Raw genomic sequence first — 22,824 nt, 5'->3', positions numbered from 1 at the left:
GAGAAGCAACGCCTCGTCAACGCCCTGGCCTGCCCACGTGATCGAGCGGTCGACACGCGTGATTGAAGGGTCGACACGACATCCGCCGGGCAAGCCCCCGTGTCGACCTCCCCGTCACGCGTGTCGACCCTCGGATCACGCGTGTCGACCATCCGCGCACACGGGATCAGAGGACGAACCCGGTCGGGAAGGGGTCGTCCGGGTCGAGGAGGTAGGTGGCCGTGCCGGTGATCCACGCCCGGCCCGAGAACTCGGGGATCACCGCCGGCACCCCGCCCACCTCCGTCTCCCCCACCAGCTCGCCGGTGAACGTCGTGCCGATGAACGAACTGTTCTCGAACGGCGTGTGCAGCGGCAGCTCGCCCCGCGCGTGCAGCTGGGCCATCCGGGCGGACGTGCCGGTTCCGCAGGGCGAGCGGTCGAACCAGCCCGGGTGGATGGCCATCGCGTTCCGCGACTTCCGGGCGTCCGAGCCCGGGGCGAGGAACTGGACGTGCTTGCAGCCGCCGATCAGCGGGTCGGCGGGGTGCTTCGGCGGGCGCTGCTCGTTGATCGCGGCCATGATGTCCAAGCCCGCGCTCAGTATCCGGTCCTTTTCGGACCGTTCGAACGGGATGTCCACTTGGGACAGTTCGAGGATGGCGTAGAAGTTCCCGCCGTACGCCAGGTCGTAGCGGACCTCGCCGAGGCCGGGGACGTCCACGACGGCGTCGCGCTCGGCGAGGAACGACGCGACGTTGCGGAGCTTGACCCGTTCGGCCCGCCCGTCGCGGACGGTGACCTCCGCGTGCACGAGCCCGGCCGGGGTGTCCAGGCGCACCACGGTCGTCGGCTCGGTCACCTCGACCATGCCGGTCTCGACCAGCACCGTCGCGACGCCGATGGTGCCGTGGCCGCACATCGGCAGGCAGCCGGACACCTCGATGTACACGACACCCCAGTCGGCGTCGTCGCGCAGCGGCGGCTGCAGGATCGCGCCGCTCATCGCCGAGTGCCCGCGCGGCTCGTGCATCAGGAACTGCCGGATGTGGTCCAGGTGCTCCATGAAGTACCGGCGGCGCTCGGCCATCGTCGCGCCGGGGATCGGGCCGACGCCGCCGGTCACCACCCGCGTCGGCATGCCCTCGGTGTGCGAGTCGACGGCCGTGATCGCGCGTGAGGACCGCACCTACGCCACCCCCAGCGAAGCCAGCGCGCGGCCCATGTCGGCGCGGACCTGCTCGCGCTGGACGTCCGAGAGCGGTCCCCGCGGCGGCCGGCACGGGCCGCCGTACCGCCCGACCATGTCCATCCCCAGCTTGATGGCCTGGACGAACTCGGTGCGCGAGTCCCAGCGGAACGCGGCCACCAGCGGCTCGTACAGCGCGCGGGCCTCGTCGAGCTTGCCCGCCGTGGCCAGCTCGAACAGGCGCGCCGACTCGGCCGGGAAGACGTTCGGGAACCCGGCGAACCAGCCGGTCGCGCCCATCAGCAGGCTCTCCAGGACGACGTCGTCCGCGCCGCTGATCACGGCCAGCTCCGGCGCCCGTTCGCGGATCTCCAGCACGCGCCGGACGTCGCCGGAGAACTCCTTGACGGCCACGACATTGTCGATCTGCGCGATCTCGGCGAGCAGGTCGGGCGTGAGGTCGACCTTGGTGTCGAAGGGGTTGTTGTAGACCATCACCGGCAGCCCGACCGACGCGACGGCTTCGAAGTGGGCGATGACCTCGCGGGGGTTGGCGCGGTAGAGCGTCGGCGGCAGGCAGAGGACGCCGTGCGCACCGTCTTCGGCGGCCGCTTCGGCCCACTGCTTGGCTTGGTGCGCGCCGGGTCCGTGGACGCCGACGACGACGATCCCGTTTACGCCGACGGCCTCGATCGCGGTCCGGGCGACGCGGCGGCGTTCGTCGTCGGTGAGCGAGGAGTACTCGCCGAGGGAACCGTTCGGGCCGACGCCACGGCAGCCGTTTTCGACGAGCCAGCGGCAGTGCTCGGCGTAGGCGTCGTAGTCGACGGCGAGGCCGGCGGGCGCGGTGTCGTCGGTCTTGTACGGCAGCGCGGCGGCGACGACCACGCCGCCGAGGTCGCGGGTGCTCATGCTCGGGTCTCCTTCGGGTCGGCGAGCTCGCCCAGGCGGATCGGCTGGGCGATCGGACGGTGGTGACGTTCGGCGCCCCCGCACAGGTCGGCGACGGTGGGCCCGCACATCCGGCCCTGGCACGGACCGAGCCCGGCCCGGGTGCCGAGCTTGAGTGCGTGCGGCCCCGGCATGACGGGGTCGGCGACGGCGGTCTTCAGGTCGCCGTAGGTGGTTTCCTCGCAGCGGCAGACGATGGTGTCGTCCCGCAGCCAGCCGGACCAGGCGGCGCCGATCGGGTGAGCGTTGCGCAGCCGCCGCGCGAAGGCCCGGGTACGGTCACGTTCGCGGAGCAGCTCCCGGCTCGGCGTACCCCCGGCGGCGGCACAACCGGCGACGGCACCTTCCGCGCGTGCGGCGTCGGCACCCCCGATCCCGGTGATCTCCCCGGCGGCGAAGATGGTTGCGACGCTGGTCCGTTGGTGCTGGTCGGTGCGGACGAACCCCCCATCGAGAACACACCCGGCGGCGACGGCGAGTTCGGGTTGCGGAACGAAGCCGTGCCCGACGCAGACGGCGTCGACCGCGTAGGTGCGTTCGGTGCCGGGGACGACCGACCAGTCCGCGCGAACCCGGGCCGTGACGACTTCGCGTACCCGGTCGTCTCCGCGAGCTTCGACGACGGTGCGGCCCAGGTGGAACGGGACGCGGTGGCGGGCGAGGGTGGCGGCGTAGCGGGCGAGTTCGCCGGTCTTGCGCGGGTGGAGGCCCCATCCTTTGAGGACGGTCGTGACGGGGTTGGCTTCGAGCACGGCGACGACCTCGGCGCCAACGTGGAGCAGCGACTCGGCGACGGGCAGCAGGAAGGGTCCGGCCCCGGCAACGAGCACCCGCCGCCCGACGGCGACCCGCTCGCCTTTGGCCAGTGCCTGCGCGGCACCGGCGGTGTAGACGCCGGGGAGCTGCCAGCCGGGGAACGGGAGGGTGCGGTCGTGCGCGCCGGTGGCGAGGATGAGGGCGTCGGGTTCGAGGGTGCGGCGTTCGCGGGCCGAGCCGTCTGCCGGGCCGCGTAGGACGTGGATCCGTCGTTCGTGCAGCGCCCAGACCGTGCTTTCCGGCCACCACTCGCACCGCGCCAGCAGCCGCTCGAAGTCTGGCCGCCGTTCCCCGAACAACGTCCGGTGGTACTGACCGCCCGGGGTGTCCGACTGATCCAGGACCGTCACCTCGGCCCCCGCCCGCAGTGCGGCTTCCGCGGCCGCCAGCCCCGCGGGGCCCGCTCCGACGATCACCACCCGCGTCATGCTTCCTCCTGCCGGGACTGGGTGCGGATCTCGTCTCCATCGGCCGCGCGGCGGCGGCAGGCGCGCACATCGGGCACGCCGTTCACCGTCAGCACGCAGTCGAAGCACGCCCCGATCCCGCAGAACACCCCGCGCGGGGCCCCGGAACGCGTCGTGCGCCACGACATCCGTCCGGCTGCCAGGAGCACGCCGGCCACCGTCTGTCCCTCGATGCCCCGCACCGGCTCGCCGTCGACGCTGATCTCGATCACGCGACCACCGCCGGACGGTCCACAGTGAACTCTTCCACCGGCATCGACGGCGGCGCCCCGGTCAGCAGCTCGCGCAGGAGCCGCGCCGTGCCGACGCTCAGGCCGATGCCCGCACCTTCGTGTCCCGTTGCGTGCCACAGGTTTCCCAGCCTCGGGTCCTCGCCCAGGACCGGGAGGTGATCGTCCACATAGGGCCGGAACCCGCCGTACGCGCGCATCACCGCGGCGTCGGCCAGCGACGGGAACAGCCGCACCGCCTTCGCCGCGATCGCGCTCAGCACGTCCGGCACGATCGTGTCGTCGAAACCCACCCGGCGGCGGGACGAGCCGATCAGGATCGTGCCGCCCCACGTCGACTCCACGACCGCCGACGTCTGCAGCTCGCCGTCGCCGGAGCCGACCGCGCCGACGTAGTCCGCGTCGTACACCTTGTGCCGCACCACTCCCGGCATCGGCGTGGTCACCAGCACCTCGCCGCGCCGGGGGCGGACCGCGATCGGGGCACCCAGGCGCGCCGAGACCTCGCCCGCCCACGGGCCCGCCGCGTTCACCACGACGTCGGCGTCGACGACCTCGCCGGGTACCCGGACCCCGGTGATCCGCCCACCGCGGACGACGGCGCCGACGACCTCTGTGTCGACGCGCAGGCGGGCGCCGTGCGCGAGGGCCGAGCCGAGCAGGGCCAGCGTCGCGCCGGCCGGCTGGACCTGCGCGTCCTCCGGGTAGTGGACCGCGGCCGTCACCTCGCGGGTCAACGCGGGTTCGGCCGCCGCCAGCTCCACTGTGGACAGTGGTTCGGTGCGCACGCCGGCCGCGGTCTGCTCGGCGGCGAACGCCTTCAGCGCGTGGGCGCCGGCTTCGGTGGTGGCCACGACGATGCCGCCCTTGGGGTCGAACTCGCAGGCGTCGCCGAGTTCGGCCGCGATTTCGGGCCACAGCCGCGCCGAGAGCTGCGCGAGCCGGAGCTCCGCGCCCGGCCCCTTGTCCGAGACGAGAAGGTTGCCTTCGCCGTGCGAGGTGGTGCCGCCCGCGGGCCGGCCGCGGTCGAGGACCACGACGTCGAACCCGGCGAGGCTCAGCTCCCGGGCGCACGCCGCCCCGACGACGCCGGCCCCGATCACCACCGCCCGCGTTCGGTCCATCGACCCTCCGGTGTTCGGTAAAGCGAACGATCGGAGGTTAAGTCTCCCGAGACGGAGGTGTCAATCCCGCAGGACGGGGTGCGGCCGTCCGTCGAGGCGTTCGTCGGCGCCGAACTGCAGCAGCAGCACCGAGTGCACGGGGGCGGTGAGCGCGGTGTAGCTGTGCGGCTCGCGGGCGTCGAAGGCGACGTAGTCCCCCGGCCCGAGGTCGACGGTCCGCCCGCCGACCTCGACGCGCAGCCCGCCGGTCTGGACGATCGTGTGCTCGACCCCGACGTGCCCCTGCGACCGTTGCGGCGCGTCCCCGCGGACGACCTGGTCGTAGACCTCGAACACGCTGCTCTCGGCCTCGATCCGGCGCAGTGGCCGCAGGTCGATGCCCTCGCCGCGGAGCACTTCGACGTCGGCGCCGCGCACGACCGTCAGCCCGCCGCGGGGCCGGTGGTCGAGCAGGTCGGAGATGGCCACTTCCAGGGCGCGCGACAGGCTGAAGACGGTCTCGATGGTCGGGTTGCCGGTGCCGGCTTCCAGCTGCGAGAGAGTGGCCTTGCCGATCCCGGACCGCCGCGAGAGCTCGGACAGCGACAGGCCCCGCGCCGCCCGCGCGGCCCGCAGGTTGACGGCGAGCATGTCGCGGATCGACGGCTCGGCCACGGGCGTCCCGCCGTTCGGTAAAGCGTCCATCGAGCCCCGTCTCCGTTCGGTTTGCCGATCGGGCCAGGGTCATGATGCCATGCCGGACCGCGAGCAGGGTGCTAAAGGCCGAGCCACCGCCGGTACGCGGCCATGTCGACGTTGCTGCCGCAGACGATCGTCACCACGTGCCGCCCCGCGAACCGGTCACGGTCCTCGAGGATCGCCGCGAGGCCGAGGGCCGCCGACGGCTCCACCACCAGGCCCGCGTGCTCCAGGAACAGCCGCATCCCGGCGATGATCGACGACTCCCGCACCAGGACGGCGTCATCGGCCACGGCGACGAGGTCTTCGAGGACCTCCGGGATGGGGAACCGGCCCGCGACGCCGTCGGCGATCGTGTCGGCCGACTCCGTCGTGACGACGCGCCGCTCGCGCCAGGACAGGGTCATCGCCGGTGCGCCCGCCGGCTGGACGGTGAGCACCTCCGTGCCCGGGGCGCAGGACTTCAGGACGTGCCCGATCCCGGTGGCCAGCGCCCCGCCACCGAGGGCGACGAGGACCGCGTCGAACGGCCCCGCGTCCAGCAGTTCGAGGCCGATCGTCGCCGCGCCCTCGCAGGTCTCGACGTCCAGGCTGTCCTCGACCAGCCGGACGCCGCGCTCCTTCGCCAGCGCCACGGCCCGTTCGCGGGCCAGCTCGAAGTCGCCGTCCACCAGCTCCAGTCCGGCGCCGAGGGCCCGGATGCGGTCGAGCTTGAACGCGGGCGCGAACCGCGACGCCACGACCGTGACGTCGATGCCGCGGGACCGTCCGGAGAGGGCGAGAGCCTGGCCGAGGTTGCCCGCGCTGGCGCACACGGCGGCCTGCCCGACGAGACCGTCGACGACGAGCTCGGTACCCCGGCCTTTGAAGCTGCGCACGGGATTGGCGGTTTCGAGCTTGATGCTCACCCGGCACCCGAGTGCGCGTTCCAGTGCTTCGCAGCGGTAGAGCGGGCTGTCGAGGAAGACCGGGTCGATCACGCGCCGGGCGGCCCGGATCCGGTCGAGGTCGAGGCGCGTTTCCGGCACGGTTCCGGAGCATAGCCGCCGGGCGGGCGACCGGGCCGTATCTCCGCGGCCGCTCACCGTCTCCTACCCTCGGACATCCCGAGTGGAGCGAAGGTGGACGGATGAGCGAGCCGGAACCGACCAGGCGGCACCTGGTCGTCTGCTGCGACGGCACGTGGAACACCCCGGACCAGGAGCAGCTGGGCCGGCCGTCGCCGACGAACGTCGCGCGGCTCCACCACACCGTCGCCGACCTCGGCACCCAGCCGCGGTACTACCACCCCGGCGTCGGCACCGGGCCCGGGCTGCTCGACCACCTCGAAGGCGGGCTCGTCGGCAAAGGCCTCTCGGAGAACATCAAGAGCGCCTACGGCTGGCTCGCGCGCACCTACTCCCCCGGCGACGCGATCCACCTCTTCGGGTTCAGCCGCGGGGCGTTCACCGTCCGCAGCCTCGGCGGCATGATCAGCCGGTGCGGCCTGCCCGCGGACCTCAAGACCGCCGGGTCCACGGAGTTCTGGGCCGAGGTCGACCGGCTCTTCGCCACCGTCTACCGGTCCGGCGCCGGCGAGGCGGCCGTCCCGGTCCCGATCGAGTTCCTCGGCGTCTGGGACACCGTCGGCTCGCTCGGCATCCCGGACTGGCTCGGCCCGCTGAAGCTCGTCGAGGACCACGTCGGGCACCTCCCCCGGTTCCACGACACGAAGCTCGGCGAGCACGTCAAGCACGCCCGCCAAGCCCTGGCCATCGACGAGATGCGCGGCCCGTTCATGCCGACCCTGTGGTCGAACCTGCACGAGGTGCGCGACGGACGCACAGCCAAGCAGGTCTGGTTCCCCGGCGACCACTGCGACGTCGGCGGCGGCCACGACCGCACCGGCCTGTCCGACGCGGCACTGCAGTGGATGATCGACGAATGCCGCGCGGTCGTCCCGGACCTGGTCTTCGACGACGCGATGTACAAGCAGATCGCGCCGGACGCCCGGGACGTGCTGCACAACTCGCTCCACAGCGTGTACACGGTCCTGTGCCCGGCGCCGCGCGCCTTCCCGTTCATCACCCCCGGTTCCGCCGACGTCTCGCCGTCCGCGGTCGACCGGCAGGCGACGCCGCCGATCACCACCGGCCCCTACCGCGACGGGCGCCGCCTGGCCGCCGGCGAGTCGGCGACGGTCGACGTCTACGCCGGGAAGCCGTGGAACTGGACGGGTATCCACCTCGAGCCCGGCGAGTACGAGTTCAGCACCGAGGGCACCTGGCTCAACGGGAAGATCGCCCACCACCCGGACGGCACCGAGGCGGACGCCCGGCTGGACTTCCAGGACGTGCTGCACGCGCTCGCGACGACGTCGGCCTGGCTCCAGACCCAGCTCGCCCGGCTCAACGACGCCGACGCCCGCTCGTTCGGCGGCCGCCGCTGCGAAGACGCGAAGTGGATGGCACTGATCGGCACGGTGGCGGCCCGGGACCTCGACGTCCACGACGTGCAGCAGCCGTACGAGGCCTTCCCGATCGGCAGCCGGCTGGAGAAGTGGGTCGTCGAGAAGCCCGGCTACTTCTACGCGTACGCCAACGACAGCTGGCTCGGGTATTCGAGCAACCGCGGCTCCCTGCGGTTGACGATCACGCGGCTCAGCTGACCGTCACGCACGCCGATCGGCCGGAAGAAGAAGCTGATGCCGACAGTCGCGAACGACAGGATCAGCGCGTCCTTCCTCAACCCCGTCAGGCCCACGCGGTCGCAGCGGCGAAGTCCTCGAACGACCGGGCCCGCCGGCCGAGCGCGCGCTCGACGCCGTCCCCGAGGTCGGCGCCCCGGCCGTCGCGCAGGTCCGCCAGCAGGCCCGTGAGCAGGCGCGCCACGTTTTCCGGTACGCCGTAAGCGGTTTGCCGCTCGACGAACGCCTCGGGGGCGACGGCTTCGTAGCCGATCTTCCGTCCGGCGGCCCGGGCGATCAGGCTCACCGCCTCCCAGAAAGCCACCGTCCGCGGGCCGGTCAGCTCGTAGACCTCGCCGTGGTGCCGGTCGTCCGTCAACGCCGCCGCGGCGACCTCCGCGATGTCCTCGGCGTCGACGAACGGCGCGCCTCCGTCCCCGGCCGGCAGGCTCAGGACGCCGTCGCGGATCCCTTGCACCCACGGGCCTTCGCTGAAGTTCTGCGCGAACCAGTTCGGGTGCAGGATGGTCCAGCCGACGCCGGACTCGCGGACGGCCCGCTCGGCGGTGTGCAGCGGATGGCCCTCCTCGCCGGCGCGCGGCGCGGACAGCAGCACCAGCCGTCGCGCGCCCGCCTCGACGGCCTCGGCCACGAACCGCGGCAGGCGTGGTTCCGCCCGCAGGTCGGGCTCGACGAGGTAGGCGGCCGTGACGCCGTCCAGGGCCCAGGTGGACGGTTCACCGAGGTCGAAACCGTGGGCGCGCGAAGCGATCCGGGCATGGTCGAGACGCTGCGCGACGCGGCGGCCGGTCTTGCCGGTGCCGCCGAGGATCAAGGTGGTCATGCCCTCAGCCAACCGCGGTCCGGCAAGACGATCCATGGGAGAAAGTCGATGATTCCTTTGTGATCGTCTAGGGTCGGCTCATGGACGTGCTGAGCGACCTGCTGCACCGGGCCCACGCCGCGGACGCGCTGGTCCGGCAGCTGATCCAGCGGCCGCCGTGGTCGCTGACCTTCGCCGATGCCCCGCCGCTCACGCTGGTCGCCACGCTCGGCGGGCACGCGTTCCTCGACCTCGGCGCCGGGCCGCCGGTTCGCTTGGCCGCCGGGGACATCGCGCTGGTCAAGGTGCCCGGCTACACGATCGCCGACGACCCGGCCACCGCACCCCAGGTGGTGATCCGGGGCGGGCGGAAGTACCCGATCACCGGCACCGGAGACCTGAGCCCCCGCGCTCCGCGCACCTACGGCGACGGCGCGCCCGGCGCCACGACGATGTTGCGGGGCGCGTACGAGCTCCACGGCGTCGTCGCCGAGCGGTTCCTGGACATGCTCCCGCCACTGGCCGTCATCCCCGCCGGGGCACGGACCCGCGCGGCCCTCGACCTGCTCGCCGCCGAGGTCGCCCGCGACGAACCGGGCCAGGACGCCGTGCTGCGCCGCCTGCTGGACCTCGTGCTCGTCCTGGCACTGCGGGCGTGGTGCGCCGCGACCGACGCCCCGCCGGCTTGGTACCGCGCGCTGGGCGACGGCGGCGTCGGGGAAGCCCTGCGCCTGCTGCACGCCGAGCCCGCCCACCGGTGGACGGTCGCGGCGCTCGCCGCCCGGGTGGGGCTGTCCCGGGCCGCGTTCGCCGCGCGGTTCGCGCACCTGGTCGGCGAGCCGCCGCTGACGTACCTCACCGGCTGGCGGATGACGCTGGCCGCGGACCTGTTGCGCGACACCGAAGACACCGTCGCCGCGGTGGCGAAGGCGGTCGGCTACGAAGACCCGTTCGCCTTCAGCGTGGCCTTCAAACGCAACCGCGGCGCCAGCCCGTCGGACTGGCGCCGCGGCCGGGAGAACGTCACTTCGTGAGCGTCGCCGGGTCGCTCGTGCTCGGGCGGCCGGTCTCGACGTGCCCCGCGAGGCGGCGCAGGAACTTCGGGTCGCGGTCCGAAGACACCGAGACGTCGTACCAGTTGTTGCTGCGCCGGGTGTCGACGTGCTCGACGACCCGCGCGCCCGGGCGCAGCCGGTGCGTCGACGAGCAGCGGCCGTACGCGTCCGCCACCGTCAGCTGCACCGTCGTGGTGCCGCTGTTCGTCAGCACCAGCGCGAGTTCCCCGCCTTCCTGGCGCACGCTCACCTCGGGCCCCGCGGCGCCGCCGCGGAACTGGCGCACGAACCCGTTGGGCCCGTAGGCGGTGTAGTCGTAGGCCCCGGACGCGGGCAAGGCCGCCGGCAGCGACTTGCCGGCGCCGGCGGTGTACGTGCGCGGCTCACCGCCGGGCGTCACGACGGAGAACGTCGCGCCCGCGCGGCCGTGGTTGGCGAACGTGACCGTGAGGGTGCCGTCGGCCAGCCGGGCGTCGGCCGACAGGTCGTACGGCAGCGCCCGCGCCGGCCGCAGCCCGCGTTCCTGCTTCGGCAGCACGTTGTGCGCCGGGACCACCGGCACGTAGTCCGGGTGCCGCACGCGGTCCGGCGGCTCGTAGCCCGCCGTGTCCGGCAGCGCAGGCACGCGCACATCGGTGCGTGCGAAGTCGAACGCCGAGGTCAGGTCGCCGCACACCGACCGCCGCCACGGCGTGATGTTCGGCTCCTGCACCCCGAAGCGCCGTTCGATGAACCGGATGATCGACGTGTGGTCGAACGTCTCCGAGCAGACGTAACCGCCCTTGCTCCACGGCGACACGACGAGCATCGGGACGCGCTGGCCGAGCCCGTACGGGCCGGCCGGGTTCGCCGCCGAGCCCGCGAAGATCTCCCCGGTCGTGTCCACAGTGGACTTCCCGGCCGAAGCGTACGGCGGGACCACGTGGTCGAAGAAGCCGTCGTTCTCGTCGTAGGTGATGAACAGCGCGGTCTTGCTCCACACCTCCGGGTTCGCCGTCAGCGCGTCGAGCACCTGCGCGATGTACCAGGCGCCGTAGTTCACCGGCCAGTTCGGGTGCTCGCAGAAGGCTTCCGGCGCGGTGATCCACGAGACCTTCGGCAGCTTCCCGGCTTTGACGTCGGAGCGCAGCTGGTCGAAGTAGCCGTCGCCGGCCTTCGCGTCCGTGCCGGTGCGCGCCTTCTCGTACAGCGCGTCACCCGGCTTCGCGTTGCGGTAGGAGTTGAAGTACAGCAACGAGTTGTCGCCGTAGTTGCCGCGGTAGGCGTCGTCGATCCAGCCCCAGCCGCCGGCGGCGTCGAGGCCGTCGCCGACGTCCTGGTAGATCTTCCACGAGACGCCGGCCTTTTCGAGGCGCTCGGGGTAGGTGGTCCAGGAGTAGCCCTTCTCGTCGTTGCCGAGGACCGGGCCGCCGCCCTGGCCGTCGTTGCCCGTGTAGCCCGTCCACATGTAGTAGCGGTTCGGGTCGGTCGAGCCCATGAACGAGCAATGGTAGGCGTCGCAGATCGTGAACGTGTCGGCCAGCGCGTAGTGGAACGGGATGTCCTCGCGCGTCAGGTACGCCATGGTGGTCGAGCCCTTCGCGGGCACCCACTTGTCGTACCTGCCGCCGTTCCACGCCGCGTGCGTGTCGTTCCAGCCGTGCGGGAGGTCCTGGATGAACTGCAGGCCCAGGTTGTCCGCTTCGGGACGGAAGGGCAGGATGTCGCGCTTGCCGTCGGACTGCGCCCAGACGGACTTGCCCGACGCCAGCGTCGCCGGCCGCGGGTCGCCGAAGCCGCGGACGCCGCGCAGTGTGCCGAAGTAGTGGTCGAACGACCGGTTCTCCTGCATGAGGACCACGATGTGCTCGATGTCCCGCAAGGACCCGGTGCGCCGGTCTGCGGGGATTTCGGCGGCGCGGGCGATGCTGGTGGAGAGCGCGGAAAGGGCGGCGGTGCCGCCGGCCAGCTGCAGGAAACGCCGTCGGTTGACGTCCGTCATGGGGACTCCGGGGTGTCGTGGTGGAGAGCCGGGTCAGTATGTGCGGGACTTCGAGAACCTGTGCCGGGCTCGAGGCTAACGCCGGGCGAAACCCTGGTAAACGACTGCGGACGGACATGATCTTGACACGATTAGGGAAGTACGTACTAATGTAGTGCTTCACTATGAATGACTTCGCGAAGGACCCCGACGACCACCTCTACTCCCCCGACGTCCGCGGTGCGCTGGCCGAGTTCACCCTCGGTGAGGACACCGGCATCCTCGAAGCCGCGGCGGCGGTGCGCGTGGCCGCGCGCAGCCTCGACCAGCTGCGGGCCCGCGGCACCGACAGCCGCGGCCTCAGCCCCGGCGCCCTCGACATCCTCATCCGGCTGAGCACGGCCGAAGCCAACGTCAAGGACCTCGCCGCGTCCGCCGGGGTCAGCTCACGCAATGTCACCGGCCTGGTCGACACCCTGGAGCGCGCCGGGCACGCGGAACGGGTCCCCGACCCGCGCGACCGCCGGTCGGTGCTGGTCCGGATCACCGACGACGGCCGGACGTGGCTCGAGGAGTTCCGCCGTCCGTCGCAGCTGGCGATGGCCGCGCTCTTCCGCGGCTTCACCGCCGCCGAAACGACCCAGCTGCGGCACCTCTGCCTGCGTCTCGCCGAGAACCAGCAGCGTCTCGCCCGCCACCTGGAGGACCGCTGAGCGGGGTCAGTCTCGCAGGTCGTCGGCGGTGAACGAGCGGCGCTCGGTGAGCCGGGCCAGGTGCGTCTCCAGGGTTTCGAGCTGCCCGAGCCCGATCCGGTCGGCCCAGCGGCTGCGCACGTCGTCGAACAGCGCGCCGCCGACGGTCATCAGCTCGTGGCCCCGGGGCGTGACCCGCAGGCGCTTGCGGCGCGCGTCGGCGGGGTCGGGCTCGCGGTCGACGTAGCCGAACCCCTCCAGCACGGCGATGGTCTGCGCGGCCGCCTGCTTGGTGACCGACAGCCGGCGCCCGAGCTCGGAGGCCGTGTCCGCGCCCGCGTCGACGGCACGCAGGGCGAACTCGTGCACCGGGCGGACACCCTCGTGGCCGCGCTTCGCGAGCTCCACGTTCACTTCGTCGACCATGGAGTGGAAGCCGCCGAGCAGCAGAAGCGCGAGCTCGGCACCGCTGGACTGCGCCATGGGGCCGATCATACGAGGCAGCCGAGATGGACAAGTGACTTGTCTATCGCCTAAGGTTGGACAAGTCACTTGTCTATTGCCTCGGAGGAACCCCATGCCCGGTGTCGATCACCACCGCGTCCGCGTCAACGGAACCGAACTGCACTACGTTGCCGCCGGCACCACCGGGTCCCCCGTCCTGCTGGTGCACGGCTTCCCGGAGACCTGGTGGGTCTTCCACAAGCTGATCCCCCTGCTGAGCGAGCACCACCGGGTGTTCGCGGCCGACCTGCGCGGCTTCGGCGACTCGGCCACCGCCACCCCGGACCACGACAGCGCGACGGCGGCGAAGGACCTCGGCGAGTTGATCGCGTCCCTGGACGTCGGACCGGTCCACCTCACCGGCCAGGACATCAGCGGGCCGACGACGTTCCGCGTCGCCGCGACCCACCCCGAACTCGTCCGCAGCTACACGGGAATCGAGACGGCACTCCCGGGATTCGGCGCCGAGTCACTCGCCGACGTCACCCACGGCGGCGCCTGGCACATCGGCGTCCTGGCCGCGCCCGGCATCCCGGAGATGCTCCTCGCCGGACGCGAGCGCGCGTTCCTCGCCGGCTACGCGATCCCGTCGCTGGTCGCCAGCCCCGACGCGTTCACCGACGCCGACATCGACGAGCTGGTCCGCTCGTACGCGCGTCCCGGCGCGTTCGCCGGCGCCGCCGGTCTGTACCGGTCCCTGCTCTCGGAAGGGGATGAGCTCCGCCGGCTCGCGGCCCGGAAGCTGGACCTGCCGGTGCTGGCGGTGGCGGGTTTCTCGGACCGCACGCCGGCGACGTTGCGGCAGGTCGCCGCGAACGTGACGGCGGTCCACATCGACCGGATCGGCCATTACGTGGCGATGGAAGCCCCCGACCGGCTCGCGGCCGCCCTGCGCTCGTTCTACGCGGACGTCGACCGCGATCGCGAGTAGTCCGCTGCTCGGTCGTCAGGTCCTGGTGACGGCCCGTTTGACGGTCTTGATCACCGGCGCGGTCTCGACGTGCGTGATGGCGGGCAGTGCGGCCACCCGCGTGGTCAGGTAGCGGTACAGGTGCTGCTGGTCCGCGCAGACGACGCTCGCGTACAGGTTCGTCGGCCCGGTCGTGGCGGCGGCGAAGGCGATCTCCGGGTGTTCCGCCAGGGCCGTGCCGGCCTCCTCCAGGTACGCGGGCGGGACCGAGAGCCACAGCAGGGTCCGGGGGCCGGCCCCGAACAGGCGGCTGTCGACGTCGATGTCCAGGTACAGCACGCCGCGTTCGCGAAGCTCGGTCATCCGGCGCCGGACCGTGGTCGACGACCAGCCGGTCACGGCGGCCAGGTGCTCGAACTCGGCCCGGCCGTCGGTGGCGAGCGCGGCGAGGAGCCTGCGGTCCCCGTCGTCGAGCCGCACCGGCCCCGGCCGGTGCGGCACCGGCGGCGGGCGCAGCCGCTCGACCGCCTCGTCGTCCAGCGAACCGAGCTTCGCGACCAGGCTGTCCGGGCCGCCGTAGTACGCGTGCAGGACGGAGTGCGCGGTCACCCCCTCCACGCGTGGGGTGCGCGGAAGCTTGGTCAGCAGCAACGCTTCGCTGTCGGCTTCGCTCTCGGTCTGGACCGTGCAGGTGATCTCCGTGCCGCCGGAGGTGATGCTCACCCAGGACGTGTCGGGGCGGCGGGCCAGCGCCTCGGCGACCGGGACCGACGCGGCGGGCGCGCAGCGCACCCGCAGGAACCACAGCACCGCGCCCAGCGCGACCGGGTCGACCCCGCCGAGCACCCGCACCGCCCCCGCCGACCGCAGCCGGGCGTACCGGCGGGCGATGGTGCGATCCGACACGCCGAGCACCTCGGCGATCGTGCTGAACGGGGCGCGGCCGTTGACCTGCAAGGCGTGCACGAGCCGGCGATCCAGCTCGTCGTAGTCGGATTCCACCGCGCCGAGCGTAGTCCGCGCCGGATATCGGCGAACTCGCGTCTGTTTCTGGCTTGGTCGCCGCGGCGGCCGGAGAGTTGCTCTCGTCCTGATCGGCACAACCAGGGGAGAACTCATGGACACCGACGTGCTCGTCGTCGGCGCGGGCCCGACCGGCCTGACGCTGGCCCACGAACTGCGGCTCGCGGGGGTGTCGGCCGTGCTGGCCGACAAGCTGGCGCAGCGCAGCACGTTGTCGAAAGCGGGCGGCGTGCAGTCGCGCACGCAGGAGGCGTTCGACCAGCGTGGCTTGTTGGAACCGTTGCTGGCGACGGGAAACTTCCCGGCCGGCACCGCCCACTTCGCGGGCATCACGCTCCCGCTCACCCGTGGCCGGCACCGTCATCCGTGGCGGTCCATCCCGCAGGTGGTGATCGAGGGATTCCTCGAACGGGACATCCCGGTGCGGCGCGACCACGAGCTGACCGCCATCGCCCAGGACGGCGACGGGGTCACCGCGACCTTCGCGAGCGGCGCTGTCGTCCGCGCCCGTTACCTGGTCGCCGCCGACGGCGGTCGCAGCACGGTGCGGTCACTGCTGGGAGCGGAGTTCCCCGGCCGGCGGGGCACGATGACGACCGTCGCCGCCGACGTCCGGCTGGGCGGCGTCGACCTGGCGATGACGCACGGCCGGAGCGAGGACGGGCACTGGGTGTCGGTGTTCCCGCTCGGCACCGATCCCCAGGGCAGGCCGCTGCGCCGGCTGGCACTGGGCGGACCGGACCGGTCACTCCCCCGCGAGGCCCCGGTCACCGAGGACGAGATCCGCGAGGGGCTGCGTGCCGTCTTCGGCTCCCGGGTGCGGCTGCTGGAACTGCGTTACGCGCGCCGCATCACCAACGCGGCAAGGCAAGCCGCGCAGTACCGGCACGGGCGGGTGTTCCTGGCGGGCGACGCCGCCCACGTCCACCTCCCGATCGGCGCGCAGGGCATGAACACCGGAATCCAGGACGCGCTGAACCTCGGCTGGAAACTCGGCGCCGCGGTGCACGGCTGGGCGCCGCCGCACCTGCTCGACACGTACCACGCGGAACGCCACCCGGTGGCGGCCGCCGTCCTGCGCAACGTCCAGGCGCAGAGCCTGCTGATGGACCAGCAGGGCACCGGCGACCCGGATCTGGTGGCTGCCAAGGAATTGTTCGCGGCTCTGACGGAGCTGCCGGCGGTCCAGTACCACCTCGACGACATGCTGTCGGGGATGGGCATCCGCTACCCCATGCCGGGCGCCGAGAACCAGCCGCTCGTCGGCCTTCCCGCACCGGACGAGGATCTCGGCCCGATCCGCTCGCACGAGCTGCTGCGGAGTGGGCGCGGAGTCCTGATCGATCCGGACGGCAGGTTCGCCGAGGTCGCCAAGCCTTGGCATGACCGCGTGGATCGCGCGGGCCTGGGTGCGGACACCGAACCGATGCTCGTCCGGCCGGACGGTTACGTGTGCTGGGCAGGGAAACCGGACGACCTCGAACCCACGCTCGCTCACTGGTTCGGCGAGCCACACTGATTGCGGTTTCTCGCCCGGGAATGCCCCGGACACCGGAACATTTCTCAAAAATGTTGGTAAAATTCCGCGTGATCGGGGTCACCGGGTGGTTCCCTCTGTTAGGTAACTTTCCTAACTAACGACGGAGGGTCCCCGCCCATGTCATCCCGCAAGCGCTTCGCTGTAGTGGCCGCCGCGGCTCTGACGCTCATCGCGCCGCCGCTCGGCGTCAAGGCCGCCGACGCGGCCGGCACGACCACCGCTTCCCCGGCCTCGGCGGACAAAACGTACACGGCCGCCGAGGTGCTGGCCGGCGTCAAGAAGAACAGCACGACCGCGAACAAGGTCAACTCCAAGCCCCACATCAACACCATGACGCGATCCCAGAACGTGAACGTGTTCCAGGTGTCGTCGGGTGTCTACGCCTACAGCTCGTCCCTGGCCGTCGACGACGACGGCAGCGACCCCGACCCCGATCCGGACCACCAGGGCGAGACGACGTTCCAGGACAGCAACGGCAAGCAGCTGGCCGCGCACCACGTCCCGTTCTACGTACTGGGCGACGACTGCTACGACCGCAAGAGCCCGTGCCCGCACTTCTTCTACAAGGAGCACGGCATCAAGGGCCGCCAGTTCGCGCTGATGTTCTACAAGAGCAAGGTGATCGGCGCGATCTTCGGCGACACCCAGACGGGGAACAACCAGACCACATCGGACAACGACTCCCGCGAACTGGGCGAGGCATCGGTGAAGGCGGCGTCGTCCCTCGGCATCCCCAGCAGCGGCACCACCGGCGGCGTCGACAACGGCGTGACGGTGGTGATCTTCTCGGGCTCGTCCTGGGTCGTGAACGGCGCGAACGCCAACCTGAACGCCAACGCCCAGGCTCTGGTCCAGAAGGCACTGGACACCCTCGGGAGCAGCATGGGCGTCTGAGTCCCCGCGATCACCGGGAGGTGGCCGCGCCAGGACGTCACCGGGTGCTTCGAGCCGGGGCGAAAACCCGGCGCGGCCACGGCGGGCGTTCTGCGATAATCGCCACTGTGAACAGTGGCAACACCATGCCGGGAGTGCATTTCCTGCTCTCGATGGCCGACCGGGGCGACGCGGCCGCGGCGCGGCAGCGGCTGGGGATCGGCGAGCCGCAGCCGCTCACCGACGGGAACGCCGCGTGGGAGCTCGCTCGGCTCGACGCACCCAGGTCGGTCCAGCTGTGGATGCTCGAGCGAGACGATCCCGTCACGAACCGGCTGGTGTTCCACCAAGCCGACGTCGACGCGGCGCACAAACGTGACATCCTGCGCGGCCTGCCGTTCGGCACCGCCGCCGGGCCACTGCCGGTGCGGATCGACTGCGGGCGGTCGTACTGCCCGCACCGGGAACCGGACATCCCGGTCAGCCGGCGGGGACTGATCGGCGGGCTGCGCGAGGCACGGACGATGGGGTCGGCCCGGACGGCGGTGCGCGCCGTCGGCAAACCCGACTGGGCCGCCGTCGCCGAGGCGGATCGGGAAGAGCCGTTGCCCGGCTTCACGCGCTGGGCACTGGGGGTGCGGATCGACTGCCCGCCGGAGGTGCGCGCGCAGTTCGGCTCGCACCCCAAGTTCACGAACCGGCTCCGCCGGGCGGGCATCGTCGAACTGCGCGACTTCGTCCTGCTCGGCCGGCCGCCCGGGGACGTGCTGGCCGTACTGCGGCTGGGCACCCGGCTGTTCCCTCAGCGCGCGGAGGAGGCCGCTGTCCTGCTGGCGCCGATGGTGCGCGCCGAGCTCGGAGCGAACCCGGACGCGTGGGCGGTGCTGGCGCAGCTGCTGCCGACGTTCGCCGGGACGGTGCCCGAACTGGTGGCCACCAGCGGCGCCATCGCGCGGGTGTGAGTGACGGGCGGCTGGATTCGAACCAGCGTGTCCCTCCTTGCGGAAGAGGTGCGACTGCCTCTGCGCTACGACCCGTCGTCACGGATGCTACAGGGGGAAAAGTGGGGTACCGGACGCGGTTGCCGGTCGTCGACCTGACCGATCGGCGGGCGCTGGCGAGCTGGCAGCCGGCCCCGCCCGCGGTGATCGCCGAGGCGGAGCGGCTCAAGGAAGCCGCACTGCTCGACTTCGGGCTCGCCGAGTCCGTGGTCGGCTCGTGGCTGTTCACCAAGTGCCGGTACCAGATCGCCACGACGGCGATCGACACCGCCGCGGTCGTCGCGTCCGGCGACGGCACGTGCCTGCTGCTGTTCAACCCCGGCTTCTTCGTCGGGATCGGGCTGGACGGCGTCAAGTTCGTGCTGTTCCACGAGGCCCGGCACCTGGTGCACCGGCACCTGTTCGCCGAGCCGGAGCTGCGGGAGGACCCGGTGTTCACGCTCGCGGCCGAAGTGGTGATCAACCACGTCGCCCTCGTGCGGCTGGGCCGGGGGCTGCCCCGGTCGGACGGGAAACCGACCGGAATCGACCCCGCGGACATCCACGCGCGGTACGTCGAAGACCTCACCGCGCAGGACCTGCTTCCCTTGGCGTACGACGATTTCACCGGCACCGACATGACCGTCTACACCGAACTCAAGCGCATGAAGCATCCGCCGGTGCCGGCGCCGCTGTGCGTCCACGTGACCCACCGGCTTCCGGTGGACCAGGAGACGGTCGACGCGACCGTGTCGTCGGCGTTGCTGAACTCGCTGCTGGCGGCCCGCCGCGGCAACACGGTCGCCGAGTCCGAGCTGCTCGATCTGATGGGACGCACCGAGGACACGGCGAGCCGGATCTGGGGGAACCTCGGCGCGGGCGCGCTGCGGGGCGTGACCGCACGGACCGGCAAGGTCGACTGGTGGCAGCGGTGGCTGGTCGACGTGCTCGGCTCGAAGCTGCGCGAGGGCGAGCGGCTGGTGTACCCGAAGAAACGCGGCGCGGTGCTGGCGGTGCTCGGTCATGAGCCGATGCTGTCGCGACGCGGACCGGTCCGGGACAAGGTGCTGGTGATCGCGTACGACACGTCCGGGTCGATGCCGGCGAGCGTGCTGGACTGGATGATCGAGCTGGTCGGCGAAATCGAGGGCGTGCAGGCGCACTGGCTGTCGTTCGACGGTGTGGTGATGCCGTTCCGGCCGGGAGAGCCGGTGTACGGCGGTGGCGGCACCAGCTTCCAGGCCGTGGTGGACCACGTCGAGGGACGGTCCACGGTGGCGGGCAGGTACTTCGAGGAACGCCCGGACGCCGTCGTCGTGCTCACCGACGGGTACGCCCCGCCCGTGACACCGGCCGAGCCGGACAAGTGGATCTGGCTCATCACCGAGGGCGGCGACGACTGGCCCGACGCGCACACCCCACCCATGGCCTGCCACCGCGTGCGGCCCGTGACCGGAAGAACCCGATGACCGAGACCGCGCGCCCGGCCTGGCGACCCAACGCGACCTACCGGACCGACCCCGGGAGCGGGTCCCGGCTGACCGCCTTCATCGACGCGATGATCGACATCGGCCAGACCGGGCAGATCTTCGGCACGCACGGCATCGGCAAGACCGCCACCTTCTTCTCGCACATCGCCGAGGCGCACCCCGGCACCGAACTGGTGTTCGTGCCCGCGGCCAACCTCACGCCGGACGACCTGCTGATCAACGCCCCGGTGCGGGAGGACGGCGAGTTCGCGCTGCGGCAGCTGGTGATGAGCCGGCTGCGGCCGGGGAAGCCGTTCGTGCTGCTGATCGACGACTCGCTGCAGGCGGCGGAGACCATCCAGTCGCAGCTCATGCAGATCGCGGGCAACTGGACGCTGGGCGAGTACGACCTGCGCGCGCTCGGCTGCGTCGGCGTGTTCCTGACCGACAACGAATCACTCGCCGAGACCTCGGCGCGGCGCAGCGATCTCGCGATCCTGGACCGCATGGTCACCGTGCGGGTGACCGCCAACGACACGGCCTGGCGCGGCACGCTCGCGGCGCGCCACCGTGACCGGGACCTGCGTGCGTTCTTCGGCGTGTGGAGCTCCCTCGGGCCCGGGCTGCGCGAGGTGCTGTCCCCCCGCACGATGGAGCACATCCTGGCCCTTGCCCGCGAGGAGTTCCCGCTGCGCTGGGCGCTTCCGCTGGTCAACGGCGAGCGGCTGCGACTGGAGGAGACGCTCGGCAAGAAGAGCGTGGACCGCACCGCCGAAATCCTCGGCAGGCTCGCCGACGCGCTGGGCGTGCGCAACCCCGCCACCATCCCGGATCCGGTCCGGCAGGTGCTGCGGGCCGCGCTGCGCAACCGCTGGAGCGTCCTGCTGCAGGGGCCGCCGGGCTGCGGCAAGACCGAGCTGGTGCGCGAGACGATCCGGGCCGGGCTCGGCCGCGATCCGCTGTACTTCTCGATGCCGGTGACCAACGTCGAAGACCTGTGCGCCCCGATCCCGACCTCGGACGGGACGCTGGAGAACCTGATCGCGCGGCCGTTCACCGGCCGGGAGCCGAAGGCGATCGTGTGGGACGAGTACAACCGCCCCAAGGACAAGGCGGCGTTCGCCCGGCTGATGGAGATCACCCAGGAGTGGTCGCTGGCCGGGCGGCCGATCGAGAACCTGCGGGCCCAGGTGGCGATCCAGAACCCGCCTTACCACCTGGGGCGCAAGCTCCTGGTGTCCCGCAACAACATCGCGCAGGCGACCCGGTTCACCGCGTCGCTGGTGGTCGAGCCGGCCGACATCCCGGCCAACGAGTGGCTGATCCGCCAGTACGGCGGCGTGGCGGAGACCGTGCTCGAGTGGTGGAAGCACGACATCGACGACGAGGGCCGGGAGTGGATCACCAAACGGACCATCGAACGGCTCATCAAGCTGCACGAGCGCGGCCTGCCCCTGAAACTGGCCACGATCTACCTCGGCGACGGCGAGTACGCGCCGGTGCCGCTGACCGCGCTGGTCGACCGGCTGAACAACCGGCCGGTGACCGGTCTCGGCGAGCTGGCCAGGCAGGCCGGCCGGTGGGTGGAGCGGCTGCGGTCCGAGTCGGCGTCGGCCGAGGGCGGCGACGGCGGCGACGTCGTGCACCAGGTCCTGGCCAACGCCGAGCTGTCCCAGCTGCGCCGGCACCGCAAGGTCGTCGCGCGGCTGGTCGCGTTGCTGCCGCCCAAACTCCGGGCGACCTACCTCGTCGGCGTGACCGAAGACCGGCAGCGGTTCTGGATCGACGTCTTCACGAAGCTGATCTAGTGTCGCGCGTCTGAGGTTCGTTGACGGGTGGCGTGGGGCAGGATCTGATCTGCGGTCTTGGTTCAGGCGAACGGGTGGCAGCGGGTGTTCCAGCCGTCGATGAAGCCGCGGATCGCGGCGACGAGTTCTGTGACGTTGTCGAAGGATCCGCGGCGGATCGCCTGGCGGGTGATGATGCCGAAGAACACTTCGACCAGGTTCAGCCAGGAGCCCGAGGTGGGTGTGAAGTGCAGCGTGATCCTCGGGTTCCTGGCCAGCCAGTCGTTGACCTCGGCGTGCTTATGGGTGTGGTAGTTGTCCAGCACGACGTGTAGTTCGCGGCGGGGATAGGCCTTGGCCACTTTCTCCAGGAAGTCGAGGAACTCGGCTTTGCCGTGCCGGTCGTAGCACTGATCGGTGACCTTCCCCGTTGCGATCTCCAGTGCCGCGAACAAGGTCGTGGTTCCGTTGCGTTTGTAGTCGTGGGTGGCCTTCTCCGGCAACCCGGGACGCAGTGGCAGCATCGGCGCGGTGCGGTTGAGTGCCTAGATCTGGGACTTCTCGTCCACGCACAACACGAGCGCCTTCTCCGGCGGGTTCAGGTAGAGCCCGACCACGTCGCGGACCTTGGCCTCCAGTTCCGGGTCGGTGGAGAACTTGAACGTCTCCTGCCGCCATGGCTGCACGTGATACTTGCGCCAGGCCCTGGCCACGGTCGCGTCGCCGACACCGAGGTGCCGGCCGAGAAGTCGGCTCGACCAGTGCGTGACCGCCAACGCCTCCGGCGGTGGCTCGAGTGTGGCCGCGATGATTCCCACGTCGTCCACGGTTTTCGGCCGTCCGGAACGAGGTTCGTCGTCCAAACCCGCCAGGCCGTGCACCGCGAACCGGTCACGCCACTTGATCACCGTCGGACGCGAAACCCCGACCAGCCGAGCGGTGCCCGAGGTTCCGTGTCCGTCCGCGACCGCCAGGATGATCCGGGCTCGCTCGACGTGACTGGCCCGGATCGCCCGTGACCGTGTCCACGACTCCAGGATGACCCGGTCCTCGTCACTGACCATCAAACCCGACGAAGGCATGACCCATCATCGCAAACCCACAGCCGT

Annotated in this window: 20 protein-coding genes, 1 tRNA gene and 1 pseudogene; 9 read left to right on the top strand and 13 right to left on the bottom strand. The window is 71.6% G+C overall.

The annotated features are described in order from the left end of the window. Positions 1 to 166: 166 nt before the first annotated feature. The 7 genes from ACZ7OU_RS25925 to ACZ7OU_RS25895 all read right to left on the bottom strand — a co-directional run bounded on the left by ACZ7OU_RS25925 (position 167) and on the right by ACZ7OU_RS25895 (position 6,462). Positions 167 to 1,168 carry a proline racemase family protein gene (locus ACZ7OU_RS25925; RefSeq protein ID WP_470257081.1) on the bottom strand — a complete coding sequence of 334 codons (1,002 nt, stop codon included), beginning with the start codon at positions 1,166 to 1,168 and terminating at the stop codon, positions 167 to 169. After that, positions 1,169 to 2,080: a dihydrodipicolinate synthase family protein gene (locus ACZ7OU_RS25920; RefSeq protein ID WP_470257080.1), complete on the bottom strand. Its 912-nt coding sequence runs from the start codon at positions 2,078 to 2,080 to the stop codon at positions 1,169 to 1,171. It abuts the gene before it with no gap. Beyond that, positions 2,077 to 3,363 carry an FAD/NAD(P)-dependent oxidoreductase gene (locus ACZ7OU_RS25915; protein ID WP_470257079.1) on the bottom strand — a complete coding sequence of 429 codons (1,287 nt, stop codon included), beginning with the start codon at positions 3,361 to 3,363 and terminating at the stop codon, positions 2,077 to 2,079. Before ACZ7OU_RS25915 ends, ACZ7OU_RS25920 begins: the two co-directional genes overlap by 4 nt. Beyond that, positions 3,360 to 3,611 (bottom strand): (2Fe-2S)-binding protein, encoded by a 252-nt coding sequence (locus tag ACZ7OU_RS25910; RefSeq protein ID WP_470257654.1) that lies wholly within the window; start codon positions 3,609 to 3,611, stop codon positions 3,360 to 3,362. Before ACZ7OU_RS25910 ends, ACZ7OU_RS25915 begins: the two co-directional genes overlap by 4 nt. Then, positions 3,611 to 4,756 (bottom strand): NAD(P)/FAD-dependent oxidoreductase, encoded by a 1,146-nt coding sequence (locus ACZ7OU_RS25905; protein ID WP_470257078.1) that lies wholly within the window; start codon positions 4,754 to 4,756, stop codon positions 3,611 to 3,613. Before ACZ7OU_RS25905 ends, ACZ7OU_RS25910 begins: the two co-directional genes overlap by 1 nt. Positions 4,757 to 4,816: 60 nt before the next feature. Next, on the bottom strand, positions 4,817 to 5,440 hold the full coding sequence (locus ACZ7OU_RS25900) for a helix-turn-helix domain-containing protein (RefSeq protein ID WP_470257077.1): 624 nt from the start codon (positions 5,438 to 5,440) through the stop codon (positions 4,817 to 4,819). Positions 5,441 to 5,511: 71 nt separating this feature from the next. Beyond that, positions 5,512 to 6,462 carry a threonine ammonia-lyase gene (locus tag ACZ7OU_RS25895; RefSeq protein ID WP_470257076.1) on the bottom strand — a complete coding sequence of 317 codons (951 nt, stop codon included), beginning with the start codon at positions 6,460 to 6,462 and terminating at the stop codon, positions 5,512 to 5,514. Positions 6,463 to 6,563: 101 nt separating this feature from the next. Here ACZ7OU_RS25895 and ACZ7OU_RS25890 point away from each other — a divergent pair, with 101 nt between their 5' ends. Then, positions 6,564 to 8,081: a DUF2235 domain-containing protein gene (locus ACZ7OU_RS25890; protein ID WP_470257075.1), complete on the top strand. Its 1,518-nt coding sequence runs from the start codon at positions 6,564 to 6,566 to the stop codon at positions 8,079 to 8,081. 85 nt (positions 8,082 to 8,166) lie between these two features. Here the strand turns inward: ACZ7OU_RS25890 and ACZ7OU_RS25885 are convergent, their stop codons facing one another. Beyond that, positions 8,167 to 8,943, bottom strand: coding sequence for an NmrA family NAD(P)-binding protein (locus ACZ7OU_RS25885; RefSeq protein ID WP_470257074.1), 777 nt, complete (start codon positions 8,941 to 8,943; stop codon positions 8,167 to 8,169). A gap of 80 nt (positions 8,944 to 9,023) precedes the next feature. Between ACZ7OU_RS25885 and ACZ7OU_RS25880 the strand changes: the two genes are divergently transcribed. Continuing rightward, entirely contained in the window at positions 9,024 to 9,956 is a 933-nt protein-coding gene (locus ACZ7OU_RS25880; protein WP_470257073.1) for an AraC family transcriptional regulator, read from the top strand. Here ACZ7OU_RS25880 and ACZ7OU_RS25875 read toward each other — a convergent pair. Next, a complete protein-coding gene (locus ACZ7OU_RS25875; RefSeq protein ID WP_470257072.1) occupies positions 9,946 to 11,958 on the bottom strand; it encodes a phosphocholine-specific phospholipase C in 2,013 nt (670 codons plus the stop codon). The two genes, ACZ7OU_RS25880 and ACZ7OU_RS25875, sit on opposite strands and share 11 nt — an antisense overlap. A gap of 164 nt (positions 11,959 to 12,122) precedes the next feature. Here ACZ7OU_RS25875 and ACZ7OU_RS25870 point away from each other — a divergent pair, with 164 nt between their 5' ends. Next, the gene (locus tag ACZ7OU_RS25870) at positions 12,123 to 12,650 is read left to right on the top strand and encodes a MarR family winged helix-turn-helix transcriptional regulator (protein WP_470257071.1); all 528 of its coding nucleotides are present in this window, start codon (positions 12,123 to 12,125) and stop codon (positions 12,648 to 12,650) included. Positions 12,651 to 12,656: 6 nt separating this feature from the next. On the opposite strand, the gene ACZ7OU_RS25865 is transcribed toward ACZ7OU_RS25870, so the two are convergent. Then, entirely contained in the window at positions 12,657 to 13,112 is a 456-nt protein-coding gene (locus tag ACZ7OU_RS25865; RefSeq protein WP_470257070.1) for a MarR family winged helix-turn-helix transcriptional regulator, read from the bottom strand. 94 nt (positions 13,113 to 13,206) lie between these two features. On the opposite strand from ACZ7OU_RS25865, the gene ACZ7OU_RS25860 reads away from it, so the two are divergent. Further along, positions 13,207 to 14,064, top strand: a complete 858-nt coding sequence (locus tag ACZ7OU_RS25860; protein ID WP_470257069.1) for an alpha/beta fold hydrolase — start codon at positions 13,207 to 13,209, stop codon at positions 14,062 to 14,064. 15 nt (positions 14,065 to 14,079) lie between these two features. Here the strand turns inward: ACZ7OU_RS25860 and ACZ7OU_RS25855 are convergent, their stop codons facing one another. Beyond that, the gene (locus ACZ7OU_RS25855; RefSeq protein ID WP_470257068.1) at positions 14,080 to 15,045 is read right to left on the bottom strand and encodes an Lrp/AsnC family transcriptional regulator; all 966 of its coding nucleotides are present in this window, start codon (positions 15,043 to 15,045) and stop codon (positions 14,080 to 14,082) included. Positions 15,046 to 15,160: 115 nt separating this feature from the next. On the opposite strand from ACZ7OU_RS25855, the gene ACZ7OU_RS25850 reads away from it, so the two are divergent. The 3 genes from ACZ7OU_RS25850 to ACZ7OU_RS25840 all read left to right on the top strand — a co-directional run bounded on the left by ACZ7OU_RS25850 (position 15,161) and on the right by ACZ7OU_RS25840 (position 18,441). Next, a complete protein-coding gene (locus tag ACZ7OU_RS25850; protein ID WP_470257067.1) occupies positions 15,161 to 16,585 on the top strand; it encodes an FAD-dependent monooxygenase in 1,425 nt (474 codons plus the stop codon). Between the two features lie 138 nt (positions 16,586 to 16,723). After that, positions 16,724 to 17,500 (top strand): glycoside hydrolase family 75 protein, encoded by a 777-nt coding sequence (locus tag ACZ7OU_RS25845; protein WP_470257066.1) that lies wholly within the window; start codon positions 16,724 to 16,726, stop codon positions 17,498 to 17,500. A gap of 107 nt (positions 17,501 to 17,607) precedes the next feature. Beyond that, entirely contained in the window at positions 17,608 to 18,441 is an 834-nt protein-coding gene (locus ACZ7OU_RS25840; RefSeq protein WP_470257065.1) for a hypothetical protein, read from the top strand. A gap of 1 nt (position 18,442) precedes the next feature. Here the strand turns inward: ACZ7OU_RS25840 and ACZ7OU_RS25835 are convergent. Next, positions 18,443 to 18,518 (bottom strand) — tRNA-Ala (locus ACZ7OU_RS25835). 24 nt (positions 18,519 to 18,542) lie between these two features. Here ACZ7OU_RS25835 and ACZ7OU_RS25830 point away from each other — a divergent pair. Then, positions 18,543 to 19,928, top strand: a complete 1,386-nt coding sequence (locus ACZ7OU_RS25830; protein ID WP_470257064.1) for a vWA domain-containing protein — start codon at positions 18,543 to 18,545, stop codon at positions 19,926 to 19,928. After that, complete coding sequence (locus tag ACZ7OU_RS25825; RefSeq protein WP_470257063.1) at positions 19,925 to 21,736, top strand: AAA family ATPase; 1,812 nt, start codon at positions 19,925 to 19,927, stop codon at positions 21,734 to 21,736. Before ACZ7OU_RS25830 ends, ACZ7OU_RS25825 begins: the two co-directional genes overlap by 4 nt. On the opposite strand, the pseudogene ACZ7OU_RS25820 reads toward ACZ7OU_RS25825, so the two are convergent. After that, positions 21,733 to 22,797, bottom strand: a pseudogene (locus ACZ7OU_RS25820) (IS630 family transposase). The gene ACZ7OU_RS25825 and the pseudogene ACZ7OU_RS25820 sit on opposite strands and share 4 nt — an antisense overlap. Between the last annotated feature and the right edge of the window lie 27 nt (positions 22,798 to 22,824).

The organism is Amycolatopsis sp. NPDC114505 (genome assembly GCF_055633615.1).
The sequence above is the reverse complement of the archived record's forward strand: the minus strand, read 5'-3'. Positions and strand labels throughout refer to the sequence as shown.